The organism is Chryseobacterium sp. DZ-32 (assembly GCF_059587025.1).
Genome location: NZ_JCAIOM010000014.1, coordinates 1 through 15,579, shown reverse-complemented (window position 1 = coordinate 15,579; position 15,579 = coordinate 1). Strand labels below are relative to the sequence as shown.

Below are 15,579 nucleotides of genomic sequence, written 5' to 3'. Positions count from 1 at the left end.
TTAAAGCTTTAAAAACTAAAAGATTAACCACCCAATTTCTTATCCAATTGAATTTTTCAATCTCTTAATGTTGTAAAATACTTTGCTTTTAACCGCACAAATTTAGTTATTTTTGCATTATGGAATGGTTTGAATCTTGGTTTGATACCCCTTATTATCATTTGCTTTATAGCAACAGAGACTATACTGAAGCTGAAAACTTCATTACAAAGCTCACAGCGGATCTTCAGCTTCCGCCTCAGTCGAAAATCATAGATCTTGCCTGCGGAAAGGGAAGACACTCTGTTTTCCTTAACAAATTAGGGTATGATGTTTTGGGACTGGACCTTTCAAGACAAAGTATTGAATCTGACAAACAATATGAAAATCAGACACTTCTTTTTGAAGTTCATGATATGAGAAACCCTATTGATGCAGATCCTATGGATGCTGTATTCAATCTGTTTACCAGTTTTGGGTATTTTGACAATGAAAATGACGATAAGAAAGTATTTCAATCCGTTTACAATGCTTTAAAACCAGGAGGATATTTTGTATTGGACTACCTGAATGAGGAATTTGTAAGAAGTACTTTGGTTCCTGAAACAACGATCACGAGAGGAAATATTGAGTTCAGAATCCTAAAGAAAATCGAAGGAAGACATGTCATCAAAGACATCCGTTTTGAGGCTGACGGTAAGCCGTTTCATTTCTTTGAAAAAGTAAAGCTCCATACTTTGGAAGCCATTCATGCCTATGCTTCTGAATGTGGGTTTGAAAGAATAAAAATCTGGGGAGATTATCAGCTGAATGAATTTAAGAAAGAAAATTCCCCGCGTTGCATCAATTTATTTAAGAAAAAATAATGACAACAGTACTTTTACTGATTTTAAGTGTCGTAACAGGAGTATTCCTTGGAAAACACTTTGGTAAAAAAGAGAAGCTGGCCAAAAATCTATTGATACTGAGTGCCGGTTTTTTGATTACAATCTGTCTCAACGAAGTCTTTCCTCAGGTGTATACCTCTGCAGGAAGCAGCAGCCTTGGGATATTTGTAATTGCAGGAGTTCTTCTCCAGATGATCCTGGAAGCTCTTACCAAAGGTTTTGAACACGGGCACTTCCATCATCATAGCGAACACAATATTCTTCCTGTTGCTTTAATGGTAGGATTATTCATTCATGCTTTTATTGAAGGAATTCCTTTGGCTAACGAGCAGCACGAAATGTCGCCTTACCTTTGGGGAATTGTATTTCACAATCTTCCTATTTCATTTATTCTGGGTGCATTTTTATTTAACAGAAAAGGAGAATCAAAAAGTTCCTCATCTTATCCTTCTATTCTCATTGTAGCTTTATTTGCATTGGCTTCTCCAATGGGAATGTTATTAGGAAATTATTTCAATCCTGACCTTCAGCCTTATTTCCTGGCTATCGTAGGAGGAATTTTCCTTCATATCTCATCGGTGATCATTTTTGAAAGCAATAAAAATCACAATATCGATTGGGTAAAAATCGGGCTGGTTGTTTTAGGAGTTTCACTCGCATTGATGATGCATGTTTTCCATCAACATCCCCCTGCTCATTCTCATTAAACAATAAAAAAAGCTTCGGAATCCGGAGCTTTTTCATTTTAGGTTGTATTAATAATATATATTTTCCACGATATGCCCCGTGGATTTTTACTTATAGCATTTTAGACAAATAAGTTAAAATTTGTTTTTTTAAAAATATTTTACATTAAAAAATAAATAAAAATTAAATATTTACATTTAAAAACACAATAAAACATATTGTTTAACATTTTTTAACAAAATATTAACAACAATACATTGTTTTTCGTACATTAGCCACATTACCATCATCTAAAAAATTGTATGAAAAAACAAAAAAACTTAACAACATCAGTCTGTTTTTTCTTAATGACGGGTTTTATGGCAGCCCAGACCACAAAGAAAACAGATTCTTTAGAAGAAAAAAAAATTGATGACATTGTAATTATTGGCTACAAAGCACAGAAAAAATCCAGTCTTACAGCCGCTGTCTCTGTTATTTCCGACAAAAAACTTCAGGATTCCAATACTCCAAGCGTATCCGGTCTTCTGCAGGGAAAAGCTGCCGGTGTTCAGATTTTGCCAGGTGGAGGTTCTGCTGGCTCAGTAGCCACTGTAAAAATCAGGGGTACTTCCACTATCAATGGTCCCAGTTCTGCCCTTTGGGTGGTGGATGGTGTAGTAATGCCCTATACTCCCAATCTGGATCCCAACCAGATTGAAAGCATCAACATCCTGAAAGATGCTGCTTCTACAGCCTTGTATGGTTCCAGAGCTGCCAATGGTATTGTACAGGTGTTTACCAAATCAGGAAATTCAGGGAAAGGAACATTAAGTGTTTCTCTTAATAATTCTTTTAATGTGTTTAACAACGGACGCTTCAAACTGATGAACGGAACACAGCTGTATGATTATTTCACTTCATTAAAAGGAGCCCCTGAAATCCCTGAAGCACTTAGAAATGATGGCTACAACTGGCTGAAGGGTGGTACACAAACAGGAATTGTACAAAATTACACTATTGATTTCAAGGGAGGATCATCAAGCTCCAAAACCTATATTTCAGGAAATTATTATAATGAAACCGGGACAATAAAAGGAGATGAATACAACAGATTCTCATTCAGAATCAATCATGAGCAGACCATAAAACCGTGGCTGATACTGAAACCCAAAATCAGCTTATCATATACTACCGGAAAAGATACTCAGGCTTCGCTTTATCAGATGTACCTTAATATGCCATGGGACAACCCCAGAGATGCCAATGGAAATCTGATCCGGGTGGATGAGGATTACACAGATTGGTATGGAAGGGATAAAAGCAATTATCTGTATGACCTTCAATGGAACTATGGTAAAAGCAATCAGTTGGATCTTATCGGAAATATAGATGCTGAAATCCGACTTACCGATTATCTCAAATTCATCAGTACCAACAATATTACCTATAAAAACTACGATGATATGTACTATACTGATCCCAGATCGATCAGCGGAACAAGTAATAAAGGTGAACTGACAGAAAACTATCAAAAAGATATCAGCAAATTTTTCAACCAGATGCTGAGGTTTGATAAAGATTTCAGAAATCATAATATCAATGCATTAGCTGCGTATGAATATACCGACAGATTCTACAAAGCCTCAAAAGCAGGTGTTTATGGGATAGTACCTGATACAGATATTTTCAACACAGGTGCCACAACAGGTGAAAAACCATCGGGAACCAAATCAGACAGAGCTTATAATGCTTTTCTGTTTAACGTTGAATATGTGTTTAATAAAAAATATTTCATTCAAGGGTCGTTAAGAAACGAATCATCGTCTGCATTTGGTGCCAACAAAAGAAACGGCTTATTCTATGCATACAGTGTAGGATGGAATATTCATAAAGAAAACTTTTTCAAGATAAAACCTGTTAATGAATGGAAATTACGCGCGAGCAGGGGTCTTGTGGGAAATACACCCAGTCCTAATTATGGATGGCAGGACTTATATGCGTTGACACAAAAATATGACGGACAAATAGGAGCAACATGGTATCAGCTAGGGAATCCGGAATTAACATGGGAGTCCATCTATCAGAATAATATCGGTTCAGATATCAGGGCATTTAACAACAGACTGACTTTAAATATTGATTATTTTAACAATAAAACGAAAAACTTACTGATGCTTGTTACCCTCCCATCAGTGACAGGGGTTGACAGACAGTACCTGAATATTGGTGACGTCAAAAACAAAGGCTGGGAATTCAATATAAATTATTCCATCATCCGCTCAAAAGATATCAGCTGGGATCTGGGATTCAATATCAGCACTTATAAAAACAGTGTACTTTCGACCCGAAATAACGGCACACAGGTATTAGGTAATTATCATGTAGCCATACCGGGATATGACGTTAATTCTTTCTATATGAGAAAGTGGCTGGGAGTAAATCCGGACAATGGCGAAGGACAATGGGAAGTAATCAACCCGGACGGAAGCAGAAGTGCAACTTCAAAGTATAACCTGGCTACCGTACAGGTAGTAGGAACAGCCACGCCGGATTATTACGGTTCTGTAAGCACTAATCTCAATATCAAAAATTTCTATCTTACTGCAAATCTTTATTTCTCACAGGGTGGGCAAGTATATAATAGGTACAGGGAATTATATGATTCAGACGGCGCCTATCCTTATTACAACCAGATGGTTTTAGAAAACGGGTGGACAAGATGGGAAAAGCCGGGAGATATCGCAACCCATCCGGCTGCTGTATACAACAATAATTCATTAACCAATAAGCCCTCGTCACGTTATCTTGAGGATGTCAGCTTTGTCAAATTAAGATCCTTGAGAATAGGATATAATTTACCAACATCTCTAACAGAAAAGATGAAAATAAAATCAGCGAATATTTATATTATGGGTGAAAATTTATTTACTATCACCAAATTTTCCGGGGTAGACCCAGAAGTTGGTAATGCAGACAACCAAAGTGTCTATTCTGGCAATGCCGGAGCTATCTACCCTATTCCAAGAAGATTTTCATTAGGCTTAAACTTTACTTTCTAAAAAAATAATTATGAAAAAAATACTTATTCCCATTCTTATAATATCGTTGACGGCATGCAACATAGACCGTTCGCCATATGATTCAAAAGAGTCTGATGTGGTCCTGGCAGACGCAACAGGACTGCAGACTATCACCTTAGGAAATTATGCATTGCTTAAAGGTGATGCTGACGGTGGCGGCTTTTATAACAACCTGTACAGAATCAGTGAATACGGTGGTGATAATGTTGATATCAGCGGAACGACCAGCGATTCATTCTTTTATTATTATAATTATAAAAGCATTAAAAACAATGCACGCACCAACACCATCTGGAACTCAGGATATAAAGCTATCATCGGTTGCAACAGATTGATCTCAAAGATTGCTGAAGGAAAAGACACAGAAACAGATCAGCTGATCGGCGAAAATTATTTCCTGAGAGCTTATGTATACTTTTCTATGGTCAACGTTTTTGGAAGACCGTATAATCAGGGAACAGGTAATCCCGGAGTCCCCTTAAAACTATCTGACGATGTCAACGATTTGCCCGCCAGAGCCACTGTAGGAGAAGTATACAATCAGGTGTTAAGCGATCTTTTAAAGGCTGAAAAACTGATAACACTGGACAAAGGGAACAAATATGCATCCAAAGAAGCAGCGCAGGCTTTACTTTCCAGAGTCTACTTGTACATGGAAAACAATGATAAAGCGATAGAATATGCAGATAAAGTCATCAATTCCGGAAAATATACACTCCTGCCCAAAGCAGAGCTGTCAGCTTATGCCACCAAAACTCCGGAAACCAATACAGAAACCATTTTTGCATTTAAATATAATAAAGATGGAGACTATAGTGATGGCTGGTCTACTATAGGCTCCATGTATGCTACCATACAGAATGTAGGCTGGGGTGAAATGTATGCATCTTCCACTTACCTGGATCTCATCAATCAGAATCCCCAGGATGTAAGGCTGAAGTTTATTTCTCCAAAATACAGCAGCCCGGTAGTTCCCGTAGCCTATTGGGTGCAAAAAGGAACCAGCTCATCCGGGGCCGCTACCTACAACTATCAGTTCCAAAAAACCTTCCAGCAGAATGGAAATACTTATTTTACCATGAATAATATCAATTATCAGGTACTATCTGAAGCAGCACCCACTAAAACAAATTATTATTTTGTTAACGCAAACGGCGGGAAAACTTACGTCTACCTTGATAATGATATGGATAAAAGAAACGGATATCCTAAATTTTATGTTTTAAAATGTTCATTACAGGAAGGGGTTCCTCAGTTATGGTCGCCGGTTATTATAAGACTGGCAGAACTATACCTGAACAGAGCTGAAGCCTATGCAAAAAAAGGAAATACTACCTCAGCACTCGCAGACATAAACATTATCAGAACAAGAGCAGGAATACCTGTATATAATTCAGTCCCTGCAGGGCAGACTATTCTGGACATTGTTCTACAGGAGAGAAGGTTGGAAATGGCTTTTGAAGGACATAGAAGATACGATGTCTTCAGAAACAAACTGGATCTCGACAGACAATATCCCGGAACTCATTTAAGTGGAAGCAATGCTTTTTATACAGTACCTTATACCCATAACAGAGTGGTAGAATATATTCCGGAACAGCAGATCCAGATCCAGCCAAATCTGGTGCAGAATCCGGATTAAGAATAATACGGAAATTAAAACCTTTCAAAAATCGGATATTCAAAACCAACAAAAAAAGAGGCTGTCCTAAATATGGGCAGCCTCTCTTTATATATTCTGATATTCTAACTTAGAATTTCCATCCTACTGTAAGGAAGAAATTATTCCTGTTGTTTTTCACCTCACTTGCCGCATACGCATCACTTTCAAAGATGTTATTAGCAGAATAATAAGATGAATCAGAATTTCCATCCATATATCCTCTCATGAAAGGATTAGTATACTTAGATGAGATATTCTGATAAGATGCATCTACATAGAATGATTTGAAGTCATACCCGATACCAAAAGAAAGGGTATTTCTGTCACTTAGCATCATATTGCTGTACGATTGATCTCCTACAGTACCTGCATCATTAAATCTGCTGATCGTAAGGGCATCAAAAGGAGTTGACTGGTAGGCGTAACCTCCTCTCAATCTGAACTGCTGTAGTCTGTACTCCGCTCCCACTCTTACTTCAGAAAGATTCTTGTAATTTTCTTTGAAGAAGTCATTCAAAGCTCTTTCCGCACCTCCATATACCTTATAATCAGGTTTTGTAAGTCCAAGGGTATAATCTACGTTCAATGAGAAATTTTTACTCGCTACAAAAGCAGCACTCACTGTTGCTTTAAGCGGTGAAGTGAACTTTCTGTTTTCAGCTCCCATATCATCTCCATACACAGGATCGTTATAGAAATAATAATTTCTGTCTATTGTCCAGAATGTAGGCGTTTCAAGAGATGCTCCCAATCTGAAATTTGGACTTAGCTTACCGATTACCCCTAATGAAGCAGAAAAACCTGATGATCTTTCTGAATAAGGAGTATCCTGCTTACTGAATCCTTCTGTGGAATTATTGGTCAGATTTCGGTAAAACAAACTATCATACTGATCCAATGAAGCATTGAAAAAATTGAAACCTGCTCCTAAATATAAATTATGATTATAGTTGGCACCTACCCCAAAACTCATCTTTGACAGGTTACCGTATCTTTCATACATATGTCCTGCCAATGCCGCGTCTTTGGTAATATCATCCTTATCAAAAGCATAAACGATATTATTATTACCCGGCGTCTGGATTACATTATCCAGCGTCTGGTTAGAAAAATTAATACCAATATTGATGAATTTCCAGCCGGTTTCTGTCATCAAAGGAAAAGCAATAATCCCTCCGGCATTACCCAGATCTCCTTTGGTTTTGCTGTAGTCTATTGAAGACCCCGCCAGCGAACTCGTGTTTTTATTTCCTAAAATAGATAAAGTTCCTGAAACCTCTCCTGAAATAGCGACTCCTAAACCTGCAGGGTTGGTAAGCAAAGAATTTGCATCACCTCCCAGTGCACCATTAGCTCCAGCCATTGCATTAAACTTAGCTGATCCCACCATAGGAGTACTTGAATAAACCTCTACCGTATTTCTTATGACAGAAACATCCTGAGCCTGTGCATAAAATGCAGCAGAAATACTCATTAATACTAAAGATTTTTTTAACATTATTTTTAAATAGTTTATTAATTTGAAAATTATCTGAAGCCACCTCTGCCTCCGCCGCCGGATCTCATTCCGCCGCCTCCTGAAGAACCGCCTCTGAAGCCTCCTCCTCCTGAGTTGAAGCCACCACTGGATCTGAAACCTCCTGAGTCGTTAGATCTGAAACCTCCGTTATTGTTGTTGTATCTTGGCTGTGACTGCTGATAATTGTAATTGGGTCTTGTTTGTGGTGCAGAATTACGGAATCCACCGTTAGACTGTGTATTTCTGAAACCTCCTGAGTTACCATTTCTGAATCCGCCATTACTGTTACTGTTTCTGAAACCTCCGTTGGAATTAGTGTCTCTGAAACCACCATTGTTATTGGTATTTCTGAAACCACCATTCGTATTTCTGAAACCTGAATTGTTGGTATTCGTTCTGTAAACTGCGTTGGCTACCCCTGTATTCTGGAATCCGCCTCCGCTGACACCACTTCTTCTGTAAACAGGTCTGTTGTAGTAGCCACCACCCCAGTAACCTCCACCGTATCCCCAATATGGGTTACCGTAGTATCCGCCCCAGAATGGATCATAGTATCCGCCATAGCCGTATCCCCAGTATGGACTTCCCCATCCGAAAGAGCCTCCCCAGCCCCAGCCGAATGATCCGCCCCAACCCCAGGACATACTTGCACCCCAGCCCCAGCCGCGGTTCCAGCCCCAGCCCCAATATGGGCTGTAACCACCATACCATCCCCACGGAGATCCCCATCCCCATGAGTTGTCATAGTAGTTCGTTTGTGAACCTGCATAAAGTCCCCAATCTGAATCTGTAGCATTAGAATTCCAATTGGTGTTGGTACTGCTCCAGTCATTATATCTGTTTTGCTGCTCTCTGGAATTCGTCTGTGCATTCTGAATTACATTGGAATCCTGATAGTAGTCATAATATTCTCCTACTCTGTTTCCGCTATCATTGATGATAACTCCTTCAGGTAGCGTATCCTTATTGGGGTCGTAATACACCCCGTCTGTCTCGCTATACCCTCCCATCTGAGCACCACAAGACACAAGTAATAATCCGCCCGATACAGCCAATATCCCTTTGGATCTTAGCAGACCAAGCAAATTTTTATGTATATTTCTTTTCATGATAACGTAAAAATTTTTAATTTAAATTATATTTGCAATCTGTACCAAAAATGTACCAAAATACTGGTAAAAAAATCTATCAAAAATAGATTTTTATTTTTAGATAACAATAATGTACAAAAGTTAAAAAAATTAAAAAAAATAATGGCAAAATTAACCTCAAGAAGCGAAGATTACAGCAAATGGTATAATGAGCTGGTTGTAAAAGCTGATTTAGCTGAAAACTCAGGCGTGCGTGGATGTATGGTGATCAAACCGTATGGCTATGCGATCTGGGAAAAAATGCGTGATGAAATGGATAAAAAGTTCAAAGAAACAGGTCACGTTAACGCATACTTCCCGCTTTTTGTGCCCAAGAGTTTGTTTGAGGCTGAGGAAAAAAATGCAGAAGGTTTTGCAAAAGAATGTGCTGTTGTTACCCACTACAGGTTAAAAACCGATCCGGACAACCCATCCAAACTGATTGTAGATCCGGATGCAAAACTGGAAGAAGAACTTATTGTCCGTCCTACTTCAGAAGCAATTATCTGGAATACCTATAAAAACTGGATTCAGTCTTACAGAGACCTGCCGATATTAATCAACCAATGGGCGAATGTTGTTCGTTGGGAAATGAGAACACGTCTTTTCTTAAGAACCGCAGAGTTCTTATGGCAGGAAGGGCACACCGCTCACGCTACAAAAGATGAAGCTGTGGAAGAAGCAGAAAAAATGAATAAAGTATACGCTGATTTTGCAGAAAACTTTATGGCTATTCCAGTTATTCAAGGGTTGAAAACACCTTCTGAAAGATTTGCAGGAGCCGATGAAACTTATTGTATTGAAGCATTGATGCAGGACGGAAAAGCTTTACAGGCTGGAACCTCTCACTTCTTAGGACAGAATTTCGCAAAAGCATTTGATGTAAAATTCACCAACAAAGAAGGAAAAATTGAACATGCATGGGCTACCTCATGGGGAACTTCTACCCGTCTGATGGGAGCATTAATCATGACCCACTCTGATGATTTCGGATTGGTACTGCCTCCTACCCTTGCTCCAATCCAGGTCGTGATTGTTCCTATCTTTAAAGGAGAAGAGCAGCTGGAGCAGATCAGTGAAGTGGCTTTGGATATTCAGGCTAAACTGAGAGCAAAAGGAATTTCCGTGAAGTTTGATAATGACACCCAGAACAAACCAGGATGGAAATTTGCAGAATATGAATTGAAAGGAGTTCCTGTAAGAATCGCAATGGGACCTAGAGACCTTGAAAATAAATCTGTGGAAATCGCGAGAAGAGATAACCTGACTAAAGAAGTTCGTTCTATTGAAGGACTTGATTCTTATATTGAAGATCTGTTGAAAACCATTCAGCAGGATATTTATAACAAAGCATTTGAATTCAGAAAAAATAATATCACGAAAGTGGATACTTATGAAGATTTCAAAAAAGTTCTGGAAGAAAAAGGTGGATTCATCTATGCACACTGGGATGGTACAGCTGAAGAAGAGGAACAGATCAAGGATGAAACGAAGGCTACCATCAGATGTATTCCTTTGGATGATGATGTAGAAGAAGGAATTTCTTTGATCTCAGGAAAACCATCTAAGAGACGTGTATTATTTGCAAAAGCTTATTAAAAATTTTAATGATTTTTTTCTAAATCATTAAAATTCAAAGAAATATTCAAAAAAAAGTGACATTTGGACGGATTTTTGTTTAAATTTATCTCAACATTAATCAAAAAAATTTATTATTATGTCTTTAAATGTCATTGATTTAATTAAAGGACAATTAGGTCCCGCATTGGTTTCACAGGCTGCATCGCAGTTTGGAGAAAGTGAATCTGGTATTTCTAAAGCAATTGGCGGATTATTACCTGCTGTAGTAGGTGGATTAGCCAATAATGCAGATAAGCCTGGCGTTGTAGATGCAATTACACAAGCCTCTTCAAGTGGAATTTTAGGAAATTTATTAGGAGGTTCGTCGAGCAGTCCTGTTATTTCAAACTTATTATCTTCCATTTTTGGAGATAAAGTAGGTGCATTAGTTAATTCTATTGCCAGTTTTTCAGGTGTCAGCAATACCTCTGCGGGTTCTTTGTTAAACCTGGTGACTGGAGCTACAGTAGGCACTATTGGAAAATATGCAGCAGACAATAATCTGGGTGCTTCAGGTATTTCCAGCCTACTGCATGATCAGAAAGGCATTGTTTCTTCTTTATTGCCGGCAGGTCTTTCTTTAGCATCCTTTGGATTAGGAGCAGAGAATTGGTTTGGACAGGCTAAAGAAACAGTCTCTTCAGTAACATCTACTGCTAAAGATAACATCGCTGAAAGTGTTGCTACAGCAAGAGAAAATGTTTCAGAAGGAGCCAGAGAAGTAAGAGAACGATTTGAAAATAATAACAACAATAATCAAGGCGGAGGTTCAATCTGGAAATGGTTGCTTCCGCTTTTATTATTGATCGCTGCTGCTTATTTCTTATGGAAACAGTGTGAGAAAAAGCAGACGACTACCACTACTACCACAACATCTGACTCAGCAGCAACCAGTACAGCAACAGATACTGCTGCTACAACGGGAACAGCAACACCTGCTCCGGCAACAGCTAAAACAGATGAAGACATTGATCTTAACGGAGTGATGTTAAAAGGTTATAAAGGAGGAATGGAAGATCAGATGATTACATTCCTGAAATCCGGAAACTACAAAAATGCAGCTGATGATGCAGCATTGAAAGATAAGTGGTACGATTTCGATCACGTCAATTTCAAATTGGGAAGTGCAACTGAGCTTGAGGCAGGTTCACAAGGACAATTGGATAACTTAGTGGCTATCCTTAAGGCTTTCCCAGATGCAAAAATCAAAATCGGAGGTTATACGGATAAAACCGGAAACGAAGCCAACAATGTAAAACTATCAAAAGCCAGAGCTGAATATATCAAGGCTGCTTTAGTAAAAGCAGGAGTTGGTGCTCAGGTTTTAGAAGCTGAAGGCTATGGAAGTAAATTTGCTAAAGTTGATGCTACAGCTTCTGATGCTGAAAGAGCTGCAGACAGAAAAATGGCTGTAAGATTTGCTAAATAATCTTTAGATTCAATAAAAATTAGATCCCGGAAAGCAAATTTCCGGGATTTTTTTATGCGATGATTTTTCTGTTTACATTTATTTAATTAAATTTGTTAGTCATTTCTAACATTTATGAACTTCAATATAAAGAGCGCCTGGCGAAAAGATAAAACAAAGCATTCCCTATCAGAGGTTTATTCATCAATCAAAGTCCCTAAAAATGCAACTTTCTGGAGAAAGTATCTTGCATTTGCAGGACCAGGACTGATGATTGCCGTAGGTTATATGGATCCGGGAAACTGGGCAACAGATATTGCAGGAGGAGCCCAGTTTGGATATACCCTTCTTTCAGTGATTCTTATTTCAAACATTTTTGCAATGGTTTTACAGCACTTGTCTGTAAAACTTGGGGTAGTTGCAGAAAGAGATCTTGCCCAGGCCTGCAGAGACCACTTCAGTCCTACCACGAATTTTATTCTTTGGGTGTTCTGCGAAATCGCCATTGCGGCCTGTGATCTTGCCGAGGTTATCGGTTCTGCTATTGCGTTAAATTTGCTATTTCATATCCCACTGACTTGGGGAATTGTTATTACAACAGTAGATGTATTAATCATCCTTTTACTTCAGGCAAAAGGCTTCCGATGGATCGAAAGTATTGTAGGAGGACTTATTTTCATTATTTTGGCGTGTTTCGTATATGAAATCATTATTTCAAAACCTGCTTTCAATGAGATTCTGGGAGGTTTGGTTCCACAAAAGGAAATCATTCAGAATCCTGCCATGCTTTATATAGCAATCGGGATTTTAGGAGCTACCGTAATGCCACACAATCTGTATCTGCACAGCAGTATTGTACAGACCAGAGATTATACCCGTGATACCGAAGGAAAAAAAGAAGCCATAAAGTTTGCCACCATAGACAGTACCGTTTCATTAATGTTGGCATTTTTCATCAATGCAGCAATTCTTATTCTGGCTGCTGCTACATTCCATACTACAGGTAATGAACATGTGGCGGATATTCATGATGCCTATAAAATGTTAACCCCTATTCTGGGAGCTTCTATGGCCAGTATTGCATTTGCCATTGCTTTATTAGCATCCGGACAAAATTCAACATTAACTGGAACTCTTGCCGGACAGATCGTCATGGAAGGCTTCCTGAATATCAGATTAAAACCATGGCTGAGACGATTGATCACAAGACTTATCGCTGTAATTCCTGCACTTATTGTCGCTATTCTGTATGGTGAACAGGGAACAACCGAATTATTGGTGTTAAGCCAGGTCATTTTATCCATGCAGCTGAGCTTTGCCGTTGTTCCGCTGGTAATGTTTACCAATGATAAAGCCAAAATGGGTGAATTTGTCAATAAACCATTCCTGAAAGTCTGTGTATGGATTATTTCCATTATTATTATTGTTTTAAACCTTTATCTGTTATATCAGACGTTTACGGGAGAATAGAAAATATAACTATAGTTTTAAAATTGACCATTGGATATTCTTTAGTGAATAGTCAATGGTCAATTTTTGCTGCGCAAAGTCAATTATTAATCTTACCCTACAACAAATTCACACGCGAAGCGCATTGATGTATTCACGATTCACCATTACTTCTTTTTCTGCCTTAATGTCCAGATTTTAGATTTGGCAGACTCTTTGTCAAACAATCAGTAAATAAATATTGAATTATGGAAAACCAGGATATTAACGAAGAAAGCATCAATAATCAGGAAGAAAACAATGTTCAGAATGACGCAACATCACAGGACAATGTGACAGCTGCCCCTTCTCCAGAGGAACTTTTGGCAGAAGAGAAAGACCGTTACATCAGACTGTATGCTGAATTCGAAAATTATAAAAAAAGAACAAGCAAGGAGAAGATGGAATTCTTCCAGTATGCCAACCAGGAAATGATGGTTTCAATGTTAGGAGTTTTGGATGATTTTGAAAGGGCTTTAAAAGAAATCGCTAAAAACGGAAATCCGGCTGATCTTCAGGGTGTAGAGCTTATCTATCAGAAATTCAAGAATAAACTTACCGAAAAAGGCTTACAAACAATGGAAGTAAAGGCTGGTGACAGCTTTAATGTTGATTTCCATGAAGCGATTACCCAGATCCCAGCTCCATCGGAAGATTTGAAAGGAAAAATCGTAGACGTTATTGAAACAGGGTACACTTTAAATGATAAAGTAATCCGTTTTGCAAAAGTAGTAACAGGAAATTAAAATTCATAAATGATAAATGATGAGTGATAATTGAATGTTTCACTTATTAGCTTTAGAATATCTTTTATCATTTATCAACAATCAATTATAAAATTGTCATGTCAAAAAGAGATTATTACGAGGTTCTTGAGATCAGCAAATCTGCATCAGCCGACGAAATAAAAAAAGCATACCGTAAAATGGCCATCAAATTCCACCCGGATAAAAATCCGGGAGATAAAGAGGCTGAAGAAAAATTTAAAGAAGCTGCTGAGGCTTATGAAGTTCTGAGCGATGATCAGAAACGTGCCAGATACGACCAGTTCGGACATGCCGGAATGGGTGGAAATGGTGGTTTCGGAGGCGGAGGCTTCGGAGGCGGAATGAATATGGAGGATATTTTCAGTCAGTTTGGAGATATTTTCGGTGGCGGTTTCGGTGGATTCGGCGGTGGCGGTGGAGGCCGTCAGCAGGTGAAAGGTTCTAATTTAAGAATCAGGATCAAGCTGAACCTTGAGGAAATGGTAAACGGTACTCAGAAAACCATCAAAGTAAAGAAAATGAAGATGGCAGAAGGTGCCACTTCAAAAACATGTCCTACCTGTAACGGTTCCGGTGTTCAGTTAAAAGTAATGAATACCATGTTCGGTCAGATGCAGACTCAAACTACCTGCGGTACATGTCAGGGAATTGGAAAAGTTGCTGACAAAATTCCTGCAGGGGCAAATGCACAGGGTCTTATTAAAGATGAAGAAGAAATTACCATCAACATTCCGGCAGGTGCAAGAGACGGTATCCAGCTTAATGTAAGAGGAAAAGGAAATGATGCCCCATTTGGAGGTGTTCCGGGAGACTTATTGGTGATTATTGAAGAGGAAGTAGATCAAACGATCAAAAGAGAAGGTGATAATCTTCACCAGGAATTATATGTTTCATTTGCTGAAGCTGCTTTAGGAACCAAGAAAGAAATTCCTACCGTTGGCGGAAAAGTGAAAATTACCGTTGATCCGGGAACTCAGTCCGGAAAAATCTTAAGATTGGCTGGAAAAGGACTTCCAAGCATCGACAGCTATGGTAAAGGAGACATGTTCATCCACATCAATGTATGGACACCGCAAAAGCTTACCAAAGAGCAGAAGGAATTCTTTGAAAAGCAGATGTCCAGCGGAGAAATGGTTGCAGAACCATCCGGAAAGGAAAAAACTTTTTTTGATAAAGTAAAAGATTTATTCAATTAATATAAAAAAGAGACTTTTTACAGGTCTCTTTTTTGTTTAACGTTCAAAGTTTTATATTCAAAGTTTAAATCTAATCATAAAAAATCCTGCACTCTCTGGACTGCCCCCAAAAAGTTAGACACTTTTTAGGGGCATTTTTTTATGTATAGAAAGGAAAAATTTAGCGTTGCTTT

The 15,579-nt window shown here is 38.5% G+C and carries 11 protein-coding genes; 9 read left to right on the top strand and 2 right to left on the bottom strand.

Annotated elements, in window-relative coordinates:
* Positions 1 to 119 precede the first annotated feature (119 nt).
* The 4 genes from AC59HC_RS15985 to AC59HC_RS15970 all read left to right on the top strand — a co-directional run bounded on the left by AC59HC_RS15985 (position 120) and on the right by AC59HC_RS15970 (position 6,257).
* Positions 120 to 845: a class I SAM-dependent DNA methyltransferase gene (locus AC59HC_RS15985; protein ID WP_202838539.1), complete on the top strand. Its 726-nt coding sequence runs from the start codon at positions 120 to 122 to the stop codon at positions 843 to 845.
* Positions 845 to 1,573: a ZIP family metal transporter gene (locus AC59HC_RS15980; protein ID WP_202838540.1), complete on the top strand. Its 729-nt coding sequence runs from the start codon at positions 845 to 847 to the stop codon at positions 1,571 to 1,573. The genes AC59HC_RS15985 and AC59HC_RS15980 overlap by 1 nt, the downstream gene beginning before the upstream one ends.
* A gap of 282 nt (positions 1,574 to 1,855) precedes the next feature.
* Entirely contained in the window at positions 1,856 to 4,594 is a 2,739-nt protein-coding gene (locus tag AC59HC_RS15975; protein ID WP_496558981.1) for a SusC/RagA family TonB-linked outer membrane protein, read from the top strand.
* Positions 4,595 to 4,604: 10 nt separating this feature from the next.
* On the top strand, positions 4,605 to 6,257 hold the full coding sequence (locus AC59HC_RS15970; protein ID WP_496558980.1) for a RagB/SusD family nutrient uptake outer membrane protein: 1,653 nt from the start codon (positions 4,605 to 4,607) through the stop codon (positions 6,255 to 6,257).
* Positions 6,258 to 6,366: 109 nt separating this feature from the next.
* Here AC59HC_RS15970 and AC59HC_RS15965 read toward each other — a convergent pair whose 3' ends face one another.
* Positions 6,367 to 7,752 (bottom strand): OmpP1/FadL family transporter, encoded by a 1,386-nt coding sequence (locus tag AC59HC_RS15965; protein WP_238349568.1) that lies wholly within the window; start codon positions 7,750 to 7,752, stop codon positions 6,367 to 6,369.
* A gap of 53 nt (positions 7,753 to 7,805) precedes the next feature.
* The gene (locus AC59HC_RS15960; RefSeq protein WP_343643944.1) at positions 7,806 to 8,906 is read right to left on the bottom strand and encodes a prolyl-tRNA synthetase; all 1,101 of its coding nucleotides are present in this window, start codon (positions 8,904 to 8,906) and stop codon (positions 7,806 to 7,808) included.
* A 144-nt stretch (positions 8,907 to 9,050) separates the two neighbouring features.
* On the opposite strand from AC59HC_RS15960, the gene proS reads away from it, so the two are divergent.
* The 5 genes from proS to dnaJ all read left to right on the top strand — a co-directional run bounded on the left by proS (position 9,051) and on the right by dnaJ (position 15,406).
* Positions 9,051 to 10,526: a proline--tRNA ligase gene (gene proS, locus AC59HC_RS15955; RefSeq protein ID WP_343644218.1), complete on the top strand. Its 1,476-nt coding sequence runs from the start codon at positions 9,051 to 9,053 to the stop codon at positions 10,524 to 10,526.
* Between the two features lie 118 nt (positions 10,527 to 10,644).
* Positions 10,645 to 11,976, top strand: a complete 1,332-nt coding sequence (locus AC59HC_RS15950; RefSeq protein ID WP_496558979.1) for a DUF937 domain-containing protein — start codon at positions 10,645 to 10,647, stop codon at positions 11,974 to 11,976.
* A gap of 114 nt (positions 11,977 to 12,090) precedes the next feature.
* Positions 12,091 to 13,425, top strand: coding sequence for an Nramp family divalent metal transporter (locus AC59HC_RS15945; protein ID WP_496558978.1), 1,335 nt, complete (start codon positions 12,091 to 12,093; stop codon positions 13,423 to 13,425).
* Between the two features lie 224 nt (positions 13,426 to 13,649).
* A complete protein-coding gene (locus AC59HC_RS15940) occupies positions 13,650 to 14,189 on the top strand; it encodes a nucleotide exchange factor GrpE (protein ID WP_395974916.1) in 540 nt (179 codons plus the stop codon).
* 98 nt (positions 14,190 to 14,287) lie between these two features.
* Entirely contained in the window at positions 14,288 to 15,406 is a 1,119-nt protein-coding gene (gene dnaJ / locus AC59HC_RS15935; protein WP_202838550.1) for a molecular chaperone DnaJ, read from the top strand.
* Positions 15,407 to 15,579 lie beyond the last annotated feature (173 nt).

Excerpts from the sequence above, each read along its gene's own strand:
- AC59HC_RS15950 (WP_496558979.1), top strand. The coding sequence starts at position 10,645 with ATGTCTTTAAATGTCATTGATTTAATTAAAGGACAATTAGGTCCCGCA.
- dnaJ (WP_202838550.1), top strand. The coding sequence starts at position 14,288 with ATGTCAAAAAGAGATTATTACGAGGTTCTTGAGATCAGCAAATCTGCA.
- AC59HC_RS15965 (WP_238349568.1), bottom strand. The coding sequence starts at position 7,752 with ATGAGTATTTCTGCTGCATTTTATGCACAGGCTCAGGATGTTTCTGTC.
- AC59HC_RS15985 (WP_202838539.1), top strand. The coding sequence starts at position 120 with ATGGAATGGTTTGAATCTTGGTTTGATACCCCTTATTATCATTTGCTT.
- proS (WP_343644218.1), top strand. The coding sequence starts at position 9,051 with ATGGCAAAATTAACCTCAAGAAGCGAAGATTACAGCAAATGGTATAAT.
- AC59HC_RS15960 (WP_343643944.1), bottom strand. The coding sequence starts at position 8,906 with ATGAAAAGAAATATACATAAAAATTTGCTTGGTCTGCTAAGATCCAAA.
- AC59HC_RS15945 (WP_496558978.1), top strand. The coding sequence starts at position 12,091 with ATGAACTTCAATATAAAGAGCGCCTGGCGAAAAGATAAAACAAAGCAT.
- AC59HC_RS15980 (WP_202838540.1), top strand. The coding sequence starts at position 845 with ATGACAACAGTACTTTTACTGATTTTAAGTGTCGTAACAGGAGTATTC.
- AC59HC_RS15970 (WP_496558980.1), top strand. The coding sequence starts at position 4,605 with ATGAAAAAAATACTTATTCCCATTCTTATAATATCGTTGACGGCATGC.
- AC59HC_RS15975 (WP_496558981.1), top strand. The coding sequence starts at position 1,856 with ATGAAAAAACAAAAAAACTTAACAACATCAGTCTGTTTTTTCTTAATG.